At 44.3% G+C, this 19,362-nt stretch carries 16 protein-coding genes; 6 read left to right on the top strand and 10 right to left on the bottom strand.

Features of this window, described 5'->3' with window-relative positions; all coding sequences use genetic code 11:
* Window positions 1-21: 21 nt before the first annotated feature.
* Entirely contained in the window at window positions 22-831 is an 810-nt protein-coding gene (gene djlA / locus BDD26_RS08160; protein WP_115826194.1) for a co-chaperone DjlA, read from the bottom strand.
* Between the two features lie 200 nt (window positions 832-1,031).
* Between djlA and lptD the strand changes: the two genes are divergently transcribed.
* The 6 genes from lptD to apaH all read left to right on the top strand — a co-directional run bounded on the left by lptD (window position 1,032) and on the right by apaH (window position 7,795).
* Entirely contained in the window at window positions 1,032-3,377 is a 2,346-nt protein-coding gene (lptD, locus tag BDD26_RS08155; RefSeq protein WP_115826192.1) for an LPS assembly protein LptD, read from the top strand.
* Window positions 3,378-3,445: 68 nt separating this feature from the next.
* Entirely contained in the window at window positions 3,446-4,747 is a 1,302-nt protein-coding gene (gene surA, locus BDD26_RS08150; RefSeq protein WP_115826190.1) for a peptidylprolyl isomerase SurA, read from the top strand.
* Window positions 4,737-5,729, top strand: a complete 993-nt coding sequence (gene pdxA / locus BDD26_RS08145; RefSeq protein ID WP_211305456.1) for a 4-hydroxythreonine-4-phosphate dehydrogenase PdxA — start codon at window positions 4,737-4,739, stop codon at window positions 5,727-5,729. Before surA ends, pdxA begins: the two co-directional genes overlap by 11 nt.
* A complete protein-coding gene (rsmA, locus tag BDD26_RS08140) occupies window positions 5,722-6,537 on the top strand; it encodes a 16S rRNA (adenine(1518)-N(6)/adenine(1519)-N(6))-dimethyltransferase RsmA (protein ID WP_115826186.1) in 816 nt (271 codons plus the stop codon). The genes pdxA and rsmA overlap by 8 nt, the downstream gene beginning before the upstream one ends.
* A gap of 35 nt (window positions 6,538-6,572) precedes the next feature.
* A complete protein-coding gene (gene apaG / locus BDD26_RS08135) occupies window positions 6,573-6,950 on the top strand; it encodes a Co2+/Mg2+ efflux protein ApaG (RefSeq protein WP_038259841.1) in 378 nt (125 codons plus the stop codon).
* A gap of 2 nt (window positions 6,951-6,952) precedes the next feature.
* Window positions 6,953-7,795, top strand: coding sequence for a bis(5'-nucleosyl)-tetraphosphatase (symmetrical) ApaH (gene apaH / locus BDD26_RS08130; protein ID WP_038259840.1), 843 nt, complete (start codon window positions 6,953-6,955; stop codon window positions 7,793-7,795).
* A 56-nt stretch (window positions 7,796-7,851) separates the two neighbouring features.
* Here apaH and folA read toward each other — a convergent pair whose 3' ends face one another.
* From folA to cpdA, 9 genes are all read right to left on the bottom strand, one after another.
* Window positions 7,852-8,337, bottom strand: coding sequence for a type 3 dihydrofolate reductase (gene folA, locus BDD26_RS08125; protein ID WP_038259839.1), 486 nt, complete (start codon window positions 8,335-8,337; stop codon window positions 7,852-7,854).
* A 272-nt stretch (window positions 8,338-8,609) separates the two neighbouring features.
* A complete protein-coding gene (locus BDD26_RS08120) occupies window positions 8,610-9,887 on the bottom strand; it encodes an insecticidal delta-endotoxin Cry8Ea1 family protein (protein WP_115826184.1) in 1,278 nt (425 codons plus the stop codon).
* 95 nt (window positions 9,888-9,982) lie between these two features.
* On the bottom strand, window positions 9,983-10,408 hold the full coding sequence (locus BDD26_RS08115) for a JHE-like toxin PirA (protein ID WP_115826182.1): 426 nt from the start codon (window positions 10,406-10,408) through the stop codon (window positions 9,983-9,985).
* 515 nt (window positions 10,409-10,923) lie between these two features.
* Complete coding sequence (gene ftsP, locus BDD26_RS08110) at window positions 10,924-12,348, bottom strand: cell division protein FtsP (protein ID WP_115826180.1); 1,425 nt, start codon at window positions 12,346-12,348, stop codon at window positions 10,924-10,926.
* Window positions 12,349-12,670: 322 nt separating this feature from the next.
* Window positions 12,671-13,411 (bottom strand): 1-acylglycerol-3-phosphate O-acyltransferase, encoded by a 741-nt coding sequence (locus BDD26_RS08105; protein ID WP_038259835.1) that lies wholly within the window; start codon window positions 13,409-13,411, stop codon window positions 12,671-12,673.
* An 84-nt stretch (window positions 13,412-13,495) separates the two neighbouring features.
* Window positions 13,496-15,742, bottom strand: coding sequence for a DNA topoisomerase IV subunit A (parC, locus tag BDD26_RS08100; protein WP_115826178.1), 2,247 nt, complete (start codon window positions 15,740-15,742; stop codon window positions 13,496-13,498).
* 85 nt (window positions 15,743-15,827) lie between these two features.
* A complete protein-coding gene (gene parE / locus BDD26_RS08095; RefSeq protein ID WP_038259833.1) occupies window positions 15,828-17,723 on the bottom strand; it encodes a DNA topoisomerase IV subunit B in 1,896 nt (631 codons plus the stop codon).
* A gap of 140 nt (window positions 17,724-17,863) precedes the next feature.
* The gene (yqiA, locus tag BDD26_RS08090; RefSeq protein WP_038259832.1) at window positions 17,864-18,472 is read right to left on the bottom strand and encodes an esterase YqiA; all 609 of its coding nucleotides are present in this window, start codon (window positions 18,470-18,472) and stop codon (window positions 17,864-17,866) included.
* Window positions 18,472-19,311, bottom strand: coding sequence for a 3',5'-cyclic-AMP phosphodiesterase (gene cpdA / locus BDD26_RS08085; RefSeq protein WP_038259831.1), 840 nt, complete (start codon window positions 19,309-19,311; stop codon window positions 18,472-18,474). Before cpdA ends, yqiA begins: the two co-directional genes overlap by 1 nt.
* Between the last annotated feature and the right edge of the window lie 51 nt (window positions 19,312-19,362).

Below are 19,362 nucleotides of genomic sequence, written 5' to 3'. Positions count from 1 at the left end.
ACTATAAATCTTCAATGACTCCTATTTGAAGCCTTTCTCTTTTTTGATTAAATCGTAAGCGGATTGAATAGACTGCGCTTTTTGTTTGGCAATTTCCATCATTTCTGGTGGTAAACCTTTTGCCACCAGCTTATCGGGATGGTGTTCACTCATCAGTTTCCGATAAGCCCGTTTAATCGTTGCAGCATCATCATTTTGATTAACACCCAACACTTTACACGCATCTTCCAACGTCGCCCGTTGTTGGCCGGACTCCCGATAATGACCATGCTGCTGGTATTGTCCGTCAAAATGGCGACCACCTTCCATCATGGCAAGAAATTGTTCAAATTGAATGCGGGAAATCCCCAGTTCTTCCGCGATCACAAACAGCACTGTTCTTTCATTCGGATGCAGCTCACCATCAGCAAATGCTGCCTGAAGCTGAATTTCAAGAAACATTCTGATCAGATCAAAGCGTCCAAAGCAGGCTCGACGAAGTTGTCTCAATGTCTCACGCAGTGGAAATTCAGGATGTTTGCCTTCACGAAATGCCCGCTGCGCTGCAATCCGTGCCTCACCATGCAGTTGCATTCTATCCATAAGCTGACTGGCTAGCTGGATATCCGTTTCAGTCACCCGACCTTTCGATTTGGTCAGATGTCCCAATATCTGAAAGGTACTACGGAAAAACAGCGCTTGTCGGGATGGATTTTTGGCTGGCGTTCCCTGATTGTGTATTCTGATTTTGTCAAGAATGTGTCCTAGCAATACCCCAGTAACAATGCCCCAGAAACCAGCACCAGACGCAATACCAAATATTAACCCTAATAATTTTCCCCAATACTGCATATACTCTTCAATTCCTCAATGCCCTGAGCGAAATTTTGCATTATCATACTGTTCATCATTATCATACTATTCATTAAGCTCTGTGCCTAACAGCAAGATTAGTGAAATTTAACTTTACTCTGGCGCATATCTATCAAGTGCGTTAGTCTCTCAGCGTTTGTCGGCGTGATGCCACTGATGATGGAACCGCATAAGCATCTATGAATAAATGTTACCCCACTTTGCTAGCCACTATGGTATGGGCAGCACTTTACAGTCAGCAAGCACACGCTGACCTTGCAGCACAGTGTATGCTGGGCGTCCCTGTTTACGACAAACCCATTATTACAGGGGACCCTAATAAACTCCCGATTCATATTAAGTCTGATGATACACATGGTGAATATCCGACTGCGGTTGAATTTGTCGGTAATGTAGATATCCAACAAGGCAATAAAACGCTGACAGCCGACAAAGTCAGATTTGAACAAACAGAAGATCAAGTTCCGGTACGGACTATTACCGCAACAGGGAATGTCAGATATGATGATCCCCAGATTATCCTGAAAGGGCCACGGGCCTGGTCTAACCTAACCACCAAAGACACAGACGTGGAACAAGGCAAGTACCAAATGGTCGGCCGTCAGGGACGTGGCAACGCTGATAAGATGATGCTGCGCAATGAAAACCGCTATACCATTTTAAATAATGGGGTGTTCACTTCCTGTCTGCCGGGCAATGATAGCTGGAGTGTTGTGGGTTCAGAAGTCATTCTGGATCGTCAGGAAGAAGTGGCTGAGATTTGGAATGCCCGATTCAGAGTCGCCAATGTTCCCGTATTTTATACCCCTTATCTGCAACTGCCGATTGGTGATAAACGCCGTTCTGGTTTTTTGATCCCTAACGCCAGTTTTTCCAATAAAAACGGCATCCAGTTTCTATTACCCTACTACTGGAACATTGCCCCAAATTATGATGCTACCATTACTCCACATCTGATCAGCAAACGCGGGCTTAAGTTCAATAATGAATTCCGTTACTTAACGAAAGCAGGTTCGGGAACTGTCGCACTGGACTGGATTGGTAATGACCGCCTGTACGCAGATGATAAAAAATTCAATCTCAGGCCTGAACGGAACAGCAACAACCGCTGGTTATTCTATTGGAATCACAGCGGTGTCATGAATCAAGTTTGGCGTTTTAATACCGAATATACTAAGGTCAGCGATCCTCACTATTTTACTGACTTCAACTCTCAATACGGCACTAGTACTGACGGCTATGCGACACAAAAATTCAGTACTGGTTATGCACAACAGAACTGGAATGCAACCTTAACAACCAAGCAATTCCAGATTTTTACCGCCAGTGACAGCATAAAAGCTTATCGGGCGACACCTCAGTTGGATCTGAATTATTATAAGAATGATTTGGGACCATTTGATTTCCGCACTTATGCGCAATTTGTCAAATTTACCAGCGTAGGTAAAGATCAGCCAAACGCAATTCGCTGGCATCTGGAGCCATCCATTAATCTGCCGCTTTCCAATGGCTGGGCGAGCCTCAATAATGAAGTTAAGTTGATGGCAACCTATTATCAGCAAGACATTCCTGCTGCTCAAAAAAATTCTCAATTAGAAAAATCAGCAAGTCGCGTTCTGCCACAATTTAAATCGGATGCGAAGATAGTGTTTGAACGCTCCATGTATTTTAATCCGGCTTATACCCAGACACTGGAACCTCGCATCCAGTATCTCTACGTTCCTTATAAGAGCCAGAATAACATTTACAACTACGATTCTTCTTTGCTGCAAGCCAACTATACTGGTTTGTTCCGTGACCGTTTCTACAGTGGTCTGGATCGCATTTCATCAGCCAACCAGTTTACAAGCGGTATCACTACCCGCATCTATGATGAAGATTTAGTTGAACGTTTTAGCCTGTCTGTAGGTCAAATCTATTACTTTGAAGCTCCGCGTGTTAAAGATATGGAGCCTAATCAGACAAGCCAAAGTACCGTTGGTACTAAGAAAAGAACAGGGTCTACAACCTGGGCCGGTGATGTTGAATGGAAGATCAGTTCATCATGGGGATTCAAAGGTGGAGTTCAGTACGATACCCGCCTGAGCAAAGTCGCAATCGGTAATTCGGTAGTGGAATACCGACATGATGATGACCGTCTGATACAATTAAATTATCGCTTTGTTAATCGCGACTATATTCAGGCCACCCTCAGGAGTGCTCCGGCATACCAGCAGGGCATTTCTCAGGTAGGTATGGTAGGAAGTTGGCCGTTAGGTGATCGTTGGGCACTTGTGGGAGCGTATTACTACGATACCAAAGAGAAGCAACCTGCCAGCAAGATGGTTGGTATGCAATATAGTACCTGTTGCTGGGCTGTGAATGTCGGTTACGAACGTAAGATCGTAAACTGGAAGAACAACCAAAGTGAATATGACAACAAATGGTCACTCAACGTTGAACTCCGTGGCTTAAGCAATAATTACAGTTTAGGTAGCCAGAAGATGCTGCAACAAGGTATTTTGCCTTATCAACGTGCTTTCTGATACCAATTAAACACAATGTAAACACAATAACCCCGTCTCATTGGCGGGATTGATATGATGGGAAACATATGAAGAACTGGAGAACGATCATTCTCGGGTTGATGTTTGCAATGAACACTACCGCAGTTGCAGCGCCACAGGAACTCAATAAGGTTGCTGCCATTGTTAATAACGATGTCGTACTGGAAAGTGACGTCAACAACCTTTTAGAATCCGTTAAAATCAACGCAAAACAAGCTGGTCAACAAGTACCAGAAGCAAAAACATTGCGCCACCAGATCCTTGAACGTCTGATTATGGATGACATCATTCTGCAAATGGCAACCCGGATGCAGCTCTCTGTCCCTGAGAAGGATGTGGATTCTGCTATCGAAAATATTGCTGCGCAGAATCATCTGAGCATTGCTCAACTGAAACAACGTCTGGCTACGGACGGTATGAATTTCGACACCTACCGCAATCAAATCCGCAAAGAGATGCTGATTGCAGAAGTGCGTAACAACGAAGTACGCCGTCGTGTTTCTATCCTGCCACAAGAAGTTGATTCTTTAGCTAATCAGCTCAGCAGCCATGATAATCAGAATATTGAATTGAATATCAGCCAGATTTTGATCCCTCTGCCAGAGAATCCGACACATGCTCAGGTCGAAAAAGCAGAAGCTACTGTAAACAAGGTCTTGTCTGAACTTAAAAACGGCAGCGATTTCGGTAAACTGGCTATCACCTACTCCAGCGATACACAAGCCTTAAAAGGCGGCAATATGGGCTGGAACAAATTACAAGAGCTGCCATCACTATTTGCTGAAAAACTCCAGTCAGCTCAGAGAGGACAAGTGATTGGCCCAATCCGTTCCGGTGTTGGTTTTCACATTCTGAAAGTTAATGATATTCGTGGTGGCAATGAATCCGTTGCTGTTACTGAAGTCAATGCTCGTCATATCCTGCTAAAAATATCACCTGTTATGAATGATGATCAGGCCCGCGATAAATTGAGGCAGATCCGGGAAGAGATCTTAAGCGGTAAAACTACCTTCGAAAAAGCAGCAAAAGAGTATTCTGAAGATCCGGCTTCTGCTCTGAGTGGCGGTGAACTAGGCTGGAGTTTACCAAGTGCTTATGCTCCTGCTTTCCGCGATGCTTTGGTTAAACTCCAGAAAGGTGAAATCAGCCAACCAGTTCACTCTTCTTTCGGCTGGCACTTGATCCAATTGCTGGATACCCGCAAAGTAGACAAAACTAATGCTGCACAAAAAGATCGCGCCTATCGATTACTGTTCAACCGTAAATTCAATGAAGAAGCGCAAACCTGGCTCCAGGAATTACGCGCCTCCGCTTATGTGAAAATTTTAGATGGCAGCAATGCACAATAATAAACCCATCATTATTACCCCCGGCGAACCAGCCGGGGTTGGCCCTGATTTAGTTATTGCCCTTGCACAATTTGAATGGCCTATCCAACTGGTTGTGTGCGCCGATCCTGAGCTTATGCTTTCTCGTGCCAGGCAACTGAATCTTCCACTGCAATTACAATCTTATTCTCCTGAACATCCATCTTCCTCACAGGCTGCCGGAACACTGGCTATTCTGCCCGTTTCTCTCCATACCCCGGCTATTGCCGGCGAATTAAACCGGGAAAATGGTAGTTATGTCACAGAAACACTGACAAAAGCCTGCGATGGTTGCTTAAGTGGTGAATTTTCAGCACTGGTGACAGGCCCTGTTCACAAAGGCGTTATCAATGATGCAGGGATAGCCTTCACCGGACATACTGAATTTTTTGCTGATCTTAGCCAATGTTCAAAAGTCGTTATGATGTTGGCAACAAAAGAGTTACGGGTAGCATTGGCGACAACACATTTGCCCATTTTAGATGTTCCTAAAGCGATTACCTTTGATTCTCTGCGGGAAGTGGTGACTATCCTCAACCATGACCTGAAAACCAAATTTGGTATCCAGCACCCTCATATTTATGTTTGTGGCTTGAATCCTCACGCTGGTGAAGGCGGGCATATGGGGCGTGAAGAGATAGATGTAATTATTCCGGCATTAGACAGCTTAAGGGAAGAGGGTATTTGGCTGGAAGGCCCATTACCTGCCGATACCCTGTTTCAGGCAAAATATCTGGATCATGCTGATGCTGTGCTTTCTATGTATCACGATCAGGGGCTGCCCGTGTTAAAATACCAGGGTTTTGGCAGAGCAGTGAATATCACTTTGGGGCTGCCATTCATCCGAACGTCTGTCGATCATGGCACAGCATTGGAGCTGGCGGGGACAGGTCAAGCTGATGTGGGAAGTTTTATCACCGCATTGAATCTAGCAATTAAAATGATACAAAACAGTAATGAATAATAAAGTCCACCAAGGGCATCATGCCCGTAAACGCTTTGGGCAAAATTTCTTAACCGACCAGTTTATTATTGATAGCATTGTCGATGCTATGAATCCACAGCCTGGGCAGGCTATGGTAGAGATCGGGCCGGGTCTGGGAGCCCTGACCGAACCGGTCGGCGAGCGTATGGATAAATTGACTGTTGTCGAACTTGACCGTGATCTGGCGGCTCGTTTACACGTCCATCCCAAATTGAAAGACAAGCTGACTATCATTCAGCAGGATGCCATGACCGTTGATTTTGGTCAGATTGCTAAAGAGCAAGAACAGCCTCTGCGTGTATTTGGTAACTTGCCCTATAACATCTCTACTCCATTGATGTTTCATCTTTTCAGCTATACTGATGCTATCGCTGATATGAATTTTATGTTGCAAAAAGAAGTGGTGAATCGTCTTGTTGCAGGGCCTGGTAGTAAAGCCTACGGGCGTTTAAGTGTAATGGCACAGTATTACTGCCACGTAATCCCTGTTCTTGAAGTACCACCTACGGCATTTACCCCGGCTCCGAAAGTGGATTCAGCCATCGTGCGGTTAATCCCTCATAAGTCCATACCTTATCCGGTTCAGGATATTCGCAAGTTAGCCCGGATCACTACCCAAGCATTTAATCAACGACGCAAAACTATCCGTAATAGCCTGAGTGATCTATTTTCAGTTGAACAACTATCTGAGTTGGGAATCGATCCAAGCACACGAGCTGAAAATATTTCGGTCGAACAATACTGTAAGATGGCTAACTGGATATCGTCTCAACCTGAAACGGTCTAATTACCGAACATCCGTTGCAGTAACAGGAGGCAGCTATGCTCAACGAACCAAGAGTTTATATTCAAGTTCAAAGCACTTACGTAGAAAGCCAATCAGAGCCGGAACGGCAACGTTTTGTGTTTGCTTATACAATATCAATTCGCAATCTTGGGCATTTCCCCGTGCAACTCATTAGTCGTTACTGGCGTATTACCAACAGTAATGGTCACCAAACAGAAGTTCAGGGGGAAGGGGTTGTGGGAAAGCAACCAGTAATCCCACCCGGAACAGAATATCGCTACAATAGCGGAACTGTTCTCGAAACACCTTTGGGAACAATGGAAGGTCACTATGAGATGATTGATCACTGTGGCCATTCGTTTCGTGTGATTATTCCGGTGTTCCGGTTAGCTATTCCAACACTGATAAATTAACTATGGCTACATACCTTATCGGCGATATTCACGGCTGTTATCGTGAGCTGATTGCGCTCTTACAACAAGTCGATTTTCATCCTGACAAAGATACGTTATGGCTAACGGGGGATTTAGTCGCCCGTGGCCCTGATTCACTGGCGGTTCTGCGCTATGTTAAACAGCTTGGTTCCGCCGTTAAGCTGGTTTTAGGCAATCATGATCTGCATCTGCTGGCTGTGTATAACAAGATCAGCCGCAATAAACCCAAAGATCAATTGGATGAGTTGCTTGCTGCTCCAGATGTCGATGAGTTGGTTAATTGGCTGAGAAAACAGCCGGTATTACAGATCGATGATGAACTGAAGCTGGTTATGACACATGCAGGGCTGACCCCGCAATGGGATCTGGATACAGCCAAAATGTGTGCCCGTGAAGTGGAAGCTATTCTGCGCAGTGACAGTTATCCCCTGTTTCTTAATGCTATGTATGGTGATATGCCCAATAGCTGGTCGCCCAAATTAAGTGGATTAGCACGGTTGCGCTACACGACTAACGTATTAACACGGATGCGCTATTGTTTCCCGAACGGTCAGCTGGATATGATTTGTAAGTCTAAACCTGAAAATGCTCCTGCTCCTCTGAAACCCTGGTTTGAATTACCACGCAATATCCCTGAGGATTATTCCATTGCGTTCGGTCACTGGGCAGCGCTGGAAGGGCGGGGTACGTCTGCCGGTATCTATGCTTTGGATACAGGTTGTTGCTGGGGAGGCAAACTGACTCTTTTACGTTGGGAAGATAAGCAGTATTTCAGCCAACCAGCCTTGATTACAGCTTCAAATTGCCAGGTTCATGACAGTTAGATAATGCCGGAGTGTCTTTTGACACTCCGTATCTCAAATCTGATTGGCAAATAAGATCACTTGCGTCGTTCTAGAATCTCAAAACAGTAGCCATGTGAGTTATGTTCATCTGCGTCATGGTATTCGGTAAAGATTGAGTTCCATTCATCTGGTTCATAGTCAGGGAAATGAGTATCACCAATCACTTCTGCATCAATATGTGTCAGATACATACGATTAGCCAGAGGAATAAATTGTTCATAAATTTTACCTCCGCCTATCACCATAACTTCCTCAACATCACCTGCCGCAGCCAATGCTTCTTCGACTGAGCTTACCCAAGTTACACGATCGTCACTGGCTGGCTGGCGGCTGATTATGATGTTCAAACGCCCCGGTAAAGGACGGCCAATCGATTCATAAGTCACCCTTCCCATTACGATCGGTTTTCCGAGTGTATTACGTTTAAACCAGGCTAAATCGCCCGGCAGAGCCCATGGCATGGTATTTTCCATACCAATAACTCGATCCATAGCCATCGCAGCAATCAAGCTGATATTCATTAAGTCACCTTACAGGCATGTAGTATAAAAACTGTGGACACTATACGGAAAGGGGTAGTTACAGTCGATAAGATTAGCAATTTATTCAGAACAAATAATTAGCCTATACATCTAATAAATTTCAAGTTGCATCGCAACAAAAAAGTAAACTAGCCTTTGTTAAAATAGGAAAGATTGCCCCTGATCACATCAATAACTCTGTGACCAGGGGACTCTTTGCAGCTAAACAACAAATTGCAACCAAACTACGATTCTAACTCTATTAGCAAATATTATTTTTTGTCAGCCATCATATGATATGAAACGGCAATACCTGCGGCTTGACCAGCAAGTGAAGGCTCATCGCTGGCTAAGTAAATCCCCGCAATATAGTGATTATCAACAGCATATTTTCTGTATTTTTTCGCGTAGCGCTCACCAATACGCAATAAACGCCCATCACTTAACTTAAATAACGCCTCATCAACAGCACCATTCCCCCATACTTCCAGGCTTTCGATAACACTATCGTTTAGCTTAATTGAATGCGTTTCTGAGGTCACTGTACCAAGTGTATAAGATGAGCCGTTGGTAAATGTGATTCTAATACCACCAACTCTAGGTGCATTCCCAATTCTTTGTATATATCCAGTCAAGGATTGGATTTTATTATATTTCCCATTGATTAAAGATGGTTTGAAAGGCTCCTGCATTGCATCATCTTCTGTAAGAGCCTGAATTCTCATTTTGTTAGTAGGACGATCAAACGCAGTCGAATAACTGATAATTTTAGGATAGAAACCACTCTCAAGGCTATTATTCTGTATATGCTCGATTAACTCAATACATTCTAAACCGTGTAATAAACAATATCCTCTTACAGATAATAAATTATTAGTGACACTCTCTGCTGTTGATGTGTTTACAGCATTATTATGTTCATTAGTATACATCGTATGAATATAGTTTTTGGCCTTATCAACCAATTTGTCGATAAGCTCTTTTAATTCATTAACTTCAATATCTGTCAGCCCAATATCTTTTTTCTTCTCTATTCCCATTTTCCAATAAGGGATCTGTAACATAATAGTGTTAGTATACATTGGGAGAATCTGGTAATTTGTTCTATTGTCAAAAGATTTGAATTTTTCATCTATACTAACCAGATATCTCGCCAGGAACATATATGCATCATGACTTTCCTGACTGCCAGGCGAGTTTTTCAGCATGGATTCTACATGTTCCATTTTCCCTTTGATCTCTTGAACTTCTCCATTAAGTATTCCTTTAATAGTTTGTAGAACAGCATTCTCTATCATCTGCTCTACTTTCTGGAGAATTTGCTCCCAAGTATTGTCTTTCTGCTGAGGCCAAAATAGCCCTAACAGGAAGGATATTGCCGGGCCCGGACCTGGAATAAATCCTATGCCACCAATAACAGCATCCTTTATGATTGACGACATGTCCCATTCATAATCAGGTGTGGATATTGCATAAAGATCCATGGGCATTACGTCAGTCATTAAAGACGATGTTTCATTTGTAGATACAGTAATAGGTGTGGTATTCATAATATTATTTACCTTAATCAAGCTGTAGTTAAGTAATAACTTAATTGGATATTTCTTAAATTAAAATCCATTGGTTATAAATAGTTTTTAGATCATTATTTATTATATCCAGTAACAAAGGCTCGTTTATCCGTATCATTATAAATGACGACTTTGCTGTAATATAAAGAGTTACCAGGTGCTTTTAATATTCCGTCCTCTCCTGCTTTCACTGTGATAGAGGAAGATTCGAACCATTCTGATGTGAAAGAATGAGACCAATAAAAAACAGCCCTAACTGATGGTGCAGGGCCGGAGTTGGCTACATAGTAATCGGGGCGTGCTTCAGGAATAACAGGCGTATCAATTCTTGTTGCCTGCACAGAAGAATGCGGTTCTATTGTTATATCACTATAATTACTGACTACAGGGGGTTCTGATGCTGGTGTATTTGGACCGTAAGTTGTCGATACTGGAGTAGGTTCATTATTATTTGTACCTGTAACATCATTGCCGTTTACATTTATATTTATTGTGATCATAAAATTATTTCCTATTGTTAATGGGGGTTAAAATATGATTTATCGTTTGTAGGATCTTAACTGTTTTTATTTACATGATTTTTCTATGTGTCAATTATATAATTATAGAGTTACTTATAGTTATGAAAGATTTCTCCTTACAATTAATAATTTATTTTATTAATGGATGTATTGTGTCTATATGTTTTTGCCGCGGGTATTCTAAACATATTGGTAAGGCAGTATGAAATATAAAAAATGGCAACTCGGCTTAAAAATTATATTACTTATTTAAGTGTATAATTCAATAAGTAGATGCGGATAATATTTATTGATAGATATTAATCTTAGTAATGTAAGTGATAAGTGCTGTTGTTATTAGTGTTACAGCCATATTTATTTATCTAATCCGAAGATATTTCCAAAAAAAAAGATTTAAATAATACAGTTTATTGATTATTATCAATACATGTTTTCTTTATTTCTCCTTCAAATCAGGCATGCTAACGACCATGAAAAAGGCCCCATAAGAGACCTTACATCCCCGTCGGACTAACAATCAATTGTCCCGCTACCCCATTATCAGCCATTTCCAATATCTGGCTGTAATACATAAAAGGGTAATGTTCATACGACGGCTGCATCATATTTACCAGCAACTCTGTTCTGCCATCAACCCAGACCGTATCTTTCCAGCCATAATCCTGAGGCTCTGGCCGCACACCATTGTGGTTGATGACCTTAAATCTGGCACCTTCAATATGGAAAGGTTGTGGAACCGAGGTAGTAACTACCCAACGCTCCCATGCCCCCTGGTGGCTGCTTATATCGATACGACCTGAATTTAATAATGCGCCATTGATCCCTTGTGTTTCATCCCCTAAAACGATTTGCCGATTGCGAATCGAAGTATTAATTTCCGTTGTATCCACTACAAGCTGAGAGGGTAACTCTTCCGTGACCAGGGGTAATAACCCTCCCGATTTAATCGTAAGAACCTTGGTTGAGCGTAATTTGTTGGATGGTTCAAACAGCCCTTTCAGGCGATCAATCACACTGGCCGATTCCCCTGCGGTAATAACCACACTATCCACTTTTGACATATCCACCAGTACTTCACGACGTTCTCCCGGTGCAAGAAAAAGTGTCTGTACTGCAACCGGCGCAGGCAATAATCCCTGATCAGTCGCAATCATATAAAAAGGGCTACCATCACTGAGCTGCAATTGGAATCGGCGAGCATTGGCTGCGTTCAATAAACGCAGTCTGATCCAGCCTTTGGCAACTTCAATAAAAGGATCTTCCACACCATTAACAACTAACGTATCACCGAGAAAGCCCTGACTGGCAGAGGCTTTGTCATACCGGGGAGTACCAAAATTATCCAACCGTTTGTCTTGCAGAATAACGGGGAAATCATCAACCCCATAATGTTTAGGCAAAGGCAAGTGACGGCTGCTTTCATCTTCTATCAACCACATTCCCGCTAATCCTGCATAAACCTGCCTCGCCATTCGGTGTGGTGTATTAGCGTGATACCAACATGTCGCTGCCGGTTGCTCAATGGGAATGACGGGCGACCAATTTCCGTTAGAGGGGATCAGACGTGATGCTCCACCCATTAATGTTCCGGGTACTTGCAGCCCACTTACCGTCATTGAAACAGGCTCTGACAAGCGGTTGCTATATATCAGCTTAACGTTATCTCCTTTACGGACACGAATAGTCGGCCCCAGGTAAAGCCCATTGATACCCCATACCGAAGCCTTATTTTTCCCATCAAAAGACCAGTTGGATTTCTGTAAAGCCAAAAACAGAGGCTGTCCGCCACGGGGTTCCAGCAAAGGGGGAACAGGCAACGCTGTTTGTTGCTCTTTATTAGCTCGAACCGCAAAAGGGAGCGCCCCCAAACACATTGCCAAACCAGATGCCTGAATAAACTGGCGCCGACTCAGTGACATATTTTCTCCACGGCAGGAATAATCTCCACGACAAGAAAGAATAGCATCCCAAATTGATTGCTTATGCATACTTAATAGATTTCGAGTTACATCACGGTGGCAAGTGCATGAATTCCCCAACGCGGGGATATTAGGATTTATTATTCTGTCGAATTACGTTCTATTGATTATGTTTTATCGATTGCGTTTAATAAAAACGTTAACTTATTAAAAAACAATCATATCGCGAATAGGGGATAAATTCTAAAACTATCTTAAATTTATAGTCAAAATTCATCCCCAAACCAGAAAGGAATGCGCGGTAACGCCAGGATATTTAGTTTTAATTCAAATGACTACGTTTATTAAGTTCGTCTACTTCTTTATCCAGCTCTTCAATCTTGGCTTGCATCATTTGGCGACAATGTTCAGCCAATTCACGTACCTGCTCTTTTGTATATTTCGTCGTATCAATGGGAGGCAACATCTCAACAATAACAGCACCATTATTCCAACGATTGAGTTTTATTCTGTCATGGGTTGAAGAAACGCAAACAGGTACAATCGGTACACCAGCCGCAATTGCCGCATGAAAAGCACCGGTTTTAAACGGCAGTAAACCACGTCTACGGCTGCGAGTACCTTCCGGGAACATCCAGACAGAAACTCGATTCTTTTTGATCTGATCCACAACTTGTGAAATCGTTCCGTGCGCTTTTGTCCGGTTTTCCCTGTCAATCAGGATATTCCCCGTCAGCCAATACAACTGACCAAAGAAAGGGATAAAGACCAGACTCTTCTTACCAACAGTCACCGTGCGCGGCTGTACGGCATTCGACATCGTTATCATGTCGTAGTTATTCTGGTGATTACCAATATAGATGCTCGAACCATATTGAGAAGTATCTTCAGGAATGCGCTCTATCAACGTGATACCGAATATTTTGTGTAGCTTGCCAAATGCCCGGCCAAAGGTCATCACATGGCGCGGATCACGCGGACTAAATAAACAGTAAATTCCACCAAATATACAGATCAAAATGGTGAATAAAATAACAATGATCCCACGAATAATGGTTAACATAGTTTTCTCTTGTAGTTTCCTGTAGCAAGGCAGGCCAGCATCATACTGACCCGCTATTAGGGTTATTTGAGATGTTTCTATTTATTACACACTCAACACTTCTACACGTTCAACACGCTGTAATCCGCGTGGCAGAGAAGTTCCTTTACGTCCTCTCTCTGCCCGGAATTTCTGCAAGTCCTCTGGGTGAAGCTGCAATTTGCGCTTACCGAAATAAAGCGTAATTGAGGATTTCGGAGACAGTACCAGCAACCAGCTCAACATATCTTCTCCTGAAGCGGCCTGAGAGGCGGTAATGGAAACAATCTTGTTACCTTTACCTTTTGAAAGCTGTGGAAGATCTGCGACCGGGAACATCAACATACGACCTGCTTTAGTGATCGCCAATAACATGTCATCCTGCTCATTGGGGATCTCCAATGGTGGCATGACCTTAGCATTTTGTGGCAACGTGATCAGCGCTTTCCCCGCCCTGTTTTTAGCGATCAGGTCATTGAAAGTACAGATGAAGCCATAACCTGCATCGGATGCCATCAAAAATCTCTGATCTTCTTTCGCCATTAGCAGATGCTCAACAGATACTCCTGCCGGTAATGCCAGTTTGCCGGTCAAAGGTTCCCCCTGCCCTCTGGCGGATGGTAAGTCCAATGGGTCAACGGAATAACTACGCCCCGTGCTATCAATAAAGACCACTGGCTGATTACTCTTACCACGGACAGCACTACGGAAGCTGTCACCGGATTTGTAATTTAAACCCGCAGGATCGATTTCATGCCCTTTCGCACTACGTACCCAACCCATTTGAGACATGACAACAGTGATCGGCTCAGATGGCAGGATATCGTGATCGCTCATGGCCTTCGCTTCTGGACGCTCTTTCAGCGGAGAACGGCGCTCGTCGCCATAGTTTTCCGCATCCGCAATAATTTCTTTTTTCAGCAGGGTATTCAGCTTACGCTCAGAACCAAGGATAGCCTGAAGTTTGTCGCGCTCTTTTGCCAGCCCATCCTGCTCACCGCGGATTTTAACTTCTTCCAGTTTCGCCAAATGACGCAGTTTCAGCTCCAGAATCGCTTCCGCCTGTGTTTCCGTTAATCCAAAACGCTGCATCAGTACTGGTTTTGGTTCATCTTCACTACGGATGATATGGATAACTTCATCAATGTTGAGATATGCTGTCAGCAAACCTTCCAGAATATGCAAACGCTTAAGTACTTTTTCCAGGCGGTAATTCAGTCGGTTACGTACCGTTTCACGCCGGAAAACCAACCATTCACTAAGGATTTCGACCAGACCTTTTACACTTGGACGATTATCCAGACCAATCATGTTGAGGTTAACACGATAGCTTTTTTCCAGATCGGTAGTTGCAAACAGATGATTCATGACCTGTTCAACATCCACACGATTCGTTCTTGGCACAATCACCAAACGTATCGGGTTTTCATGATCGGATTCATCGCGTAGATCGTCTACCATCGGCAGTTTCTTCGAACGCATCTGGCTTGCAATCTGTTCTAACACTTTCGCACCAGATACTTGATGTGGCAGAGCAGTAATAACAACATTGCCCTCTTCTTTCGACCACACGGCACGCATACGTATTGAACCACGGCCATTTTTGTAGATTTTGCGGATATCTTCTTTTGCAGTGATGATTTCCGCTTCTGTTGGATAATCCGGCCCCTTCACATGCTCCATGACTTCATCAAGTGAGCATTCAGGTTTATCCAACATAGCGATCAATGCGTTTGCCACTTCACGCGTATTGTGTGGAGGTATATCAGTCGCCATGCCAACAGCAATACCCGTAGTTCCGTTCAACAGGATATTTGGCAGACGTGCAGGCAGCATTTTGGGCTCCTGCAACGTACCATCAAAGTTTGGCACCCAATCTACAGTGCCGTGACCAAGTTCACTCAGCAGTAATTCCGCATATTTAGACAGACGGGACTCGGTATAACGCATCGCCGCAAAAGATTTTGGATCATCCGGAGCCCCCCAGTTCCCCTGACCATCCACCAATGGATAACGGTAGGAGAAAGGCTGCGCCATCAAGACCATTGCTTCATAACAGGCGCCATCTCCATGTGGATGATATTTACCCAGTACATCACCGACAGTACGGGCAGATTTTTTGAATTTTGCACTGTTATTCAGCCCAAGCTCTGACATCGCATAGACAATACGACGCTGAACAGGCTTTAAGCCATCACCGATAAAAGGCAGCGCCCTGTCCATGATGACGTACATGGAATAGTTCAAATAGGCGTTTTCAGTGAATGTGTAGAGCGGTTGGCGCTCTACACCATCGTGAGTTATCTCACTCATGTATTAATTTCCTCAGAATCTGTCTTGACTACCGTGCGCTATGCTTCCGTTGGTTACACCTAAGTTGTGTTAAAACCGGGTTGCGCTATAACTCAATCTCGATGGCATCACCCTTTTCTTGCAGCCAATTACGGCGATCTTCCGAGCGTTTCTTCGCCAGAAGCATATCCATAACGGAAAGGGTTTCCTGATAATTCTCATCGTTGATAGTCAATTGCACCAGACGGCGAGTATTGGGATCTAATGTGGTTTCACGCAATTGCATTGGGTTCATTTCACCCAACCCTTTGAAGCGCTGAACATTCGGTTTGCCACGCTTGCGGCTCAGGCGGTCTAATATTGCACTCTTTTCACCTTCATCCAGTGCATAGTGCACCTCTTTAGCAAGGTCGATGCGATACAGTGGTGGCATTGCCATATAAACATGACCACGTTTTACCAATGTCGGGAAATGGCGGACAAACAAGGCGCACAGGAGTGTTGCAATATGCAAGCCGTCAGAATCCGCATCCGCCAGAATACAGATTTTACCGTAACGTAGTTGGCTGATATCTTCACTGTCCGGATCGATACCAATGGCAACGGAAATATCATGCACTTCCTGTGAAGCCAGTACCTCGTCTGAAGAAACTTCCCATGTGTTCAGGATCTTACCGCGCAGAGGCATAATCGCCTGAAACTCACGATCACGGGCTTGTTTGGCAGAACCGCCTGCGGAATCCCCTTCCACCAGAAACAGTTCAGTGACATTCAGATCCTGTGACGTACAATCTGCCAGTTTACCCGGTAGTGCAGGGCCGTTAGTTAGTTTTTTACGTACAACTTTCTTTGCTGCACGCATACGGCGCTGTGCACTGGCAATTGCCATTTCAGCCAATTGTTCGGCTTCCTGAATATGTTGGTTCAGCCACAGACTGAAAGCATCTTTGACAACACCGGAAACAAAGGCCGCGGACTGGCGCGATGATAAGCGCTCTTTGGTCTGTCCGGCAAATTGTGGGTCCTGCATTTTAAGGGATAACACGTAGGCGCAGCGATCCCAGATATCATCCGCAGAGAGTTTAACACCGCGAGGCAGTATATTGCGGAATTCACAGAACTCACGCATTGCATCCAACAACCCTTGACGCAAGCCATTAACATGAGTTCCACCTTGTATCGTCGGGATCAGGTTAACATAGCTTTCTCCCAACAATTCTCCACCTTCCGGCAGCCAGAGCAGTGCCCAGTCAACCGCTTCGGTTTCACCGCTGAGAGTGCCCACAAATGGCGATTGCGGTAATGTCACCAGCCCATTGACGGCTTCCAGCAAGTAATCTGTCAGACCATCTGCATAACACCATTTTTGTTCTGTTCCTGCCAGTTTGTCTTTAAAGACAATTTCCACGCCCGGACACAAGACCGCCTTCGCTTTCAGAAGGTGGGTCAAGCGCGAAGTCGAAAAACGAGGAGTATCGAAATAACTTTCATCCGGCCAGAAATGAACACTGGTGCCTGTATTACGTTTTCCGCAACTGCCGATAACTTCCAGCTCCTGCACTTTATCGCCATTTTCAAAAGCGATCTGATGAACCTGGCTATCACGACGAACGGTCACTTCTACTCGTTTGGACAGGGCATTAACTACTGAAATCCCCACGCCATGCAAGCCACCGGAAAATTGGTAGTTTTTATTGGAAAATTTGCCGCCTGCATGCAGGCGGGTCAGGATCAGCTCAACTGCTGATACTTTTTCTTCAGGATGGATATCAACCGGCATACCACGGCCATCATCTATCACTTCCAGAGACTGATCGCTGTGGAGGATCACTTCAATATGCTTCGCGTGACCAGCTAGTGCTTCGTCCACACTATTATCGATCACTTCCTGTGCCAGATGATTCGGGCGGGCTGTGTCGGTATACATTCCTGGACGACGACGAACTGGCTCCAGGCCACTGAGGACTTCAATGGCCTCTGCGTTATAACTAGATTGAGTCATGTTGTAATTCTGTCGGTTGCTTCATGATTTAAAGAGGGTCAATCAGTATTGATTACCCTGCGTTTCCCGGGTTACCGATTTATTGGTTGCGGCCTCACCCGAAAATCTATGGGGTAGATACTGTTGATAATACCAGTCACTTACTTGTTTTTGGCAATTTTTTTACTATCGCCACTGGTTAGCCCCAAGAAGTCAATGATTTGAGGAAAATAGTATTCGAAACCAATAAAAGCATGATTCCCACCTGATTCGACCGTCTGCCTGCACTGCATCAGGTATGCAACTGCCTGACGGTAATCCAGCACTTCGTCCCCGGTTTGTTGCAATAACCAGATAAGATCCGGTGACTCCAACGGGTCAATGTGCATTACTTTGAGATCATAGATGTGACTTTGTTCAAGAGTATACCGTTCTTTGGTATAGGGGTTCACGTTTTCCCCGAGATAATCCTGAAGAATATCGAATGGGCGAACCGCAGGATTGACGACTACGGCTGGCAGGCCAAAACATTGTGAAAGCCAAATAGCCAGATAGCCACCGAGTGAAGAACCGACCAAACCAATGTGTTCCCCGGCACGACTCATTACCAGTTCTTCCAGCAAGGCGGCTGCATCTTCAGGATAAGGAGGTAATTGTGGCACCAGCATCTCTATTTCAGGATGCTGCTGGTACAGCCATGTTTTCAGCGTATTTGCTTTCTCTGATTGTGGCGAACTGTTAAAACCATGTAGATAAAGTAACGTTGACATTAATACCCGTCCGAATCTAAATCCGGGCAAAATTCATTACTCTTCAGCCTGTGAAGCTGCGTTTGCAATTTCGCTTCTCCCTCGCCAGTCACAGACAATTCAAGGTAACGCCAACCCGGGGCCATTGTATCAAGCATAAAATTAGTACAATGTGGTTTAAATTGCACACAGGTTGATGGCGTCGCCATGACACGAATACCATTCCACATATCATCCAGTTCCTGATGAATGTGCCCACACAGTATTGTTTTCACCTGCGGTTTATCTTTCAGGAATTCGGCTAATGCAGGCGCATTACGTAAACAGTGCTGATCCAGCCAGGTGCAACCCGATGGTACAGGATGGTGGTGCAACATGACAACCGTATAACGATCACTGTGCTCATCCAGACATTTTGTCATCCACTCAAGCTGATAATCCGTTAATTCACCGTGAGGAACTCCCTGCACTTGACTGTCCAGCATGATTAATTGCCAGTGCTGACCAATGAATATTTGCTTAGAAAGAGGGAGACCCGCTGCTGCCAGTACATCAACCATCGCAGGCTGATAATCATGATTACCGGGCAACCAAACGCAAGGGGCAGGCAAACGGGCAACACCTTCAACAAAATGTTGATAAGCACCGGTAGTTTGATCCTGAACCAAATCACCTGTAGCCACTACCAAATCAATATCGAGATTCTGCTCAAGGATCGCATCCAGCACAGCATGATAACTGCGGTAGGTATTAACGCCCAGCAACGAGTCACCCTTATTGGCGAAAAGGTGCATGTCGGTGATTTGCAATATTCTTGCTGTGGCGCCTTTTGCCACAGGTATTTCAAGCAGGCTTTCCAAATGGTTTCCTTTTCCTGTCGATCATAGAGGATTATTCTAACGCGCCTTTTC

It is taken from the genome of Xenorhabdus cabanillasii (assembly GCF_003386665.1).
Lineage (GTDB): Bacteria > Pseudomonadota > Gammaproteobacteria > Enterobacterales > Enterobacteriaceae > Xenorhabdus > Xenorhabdus cabanillasii.
This window is presented reverse-complemented; position numbering and strand designations above follow the sequence as displayed.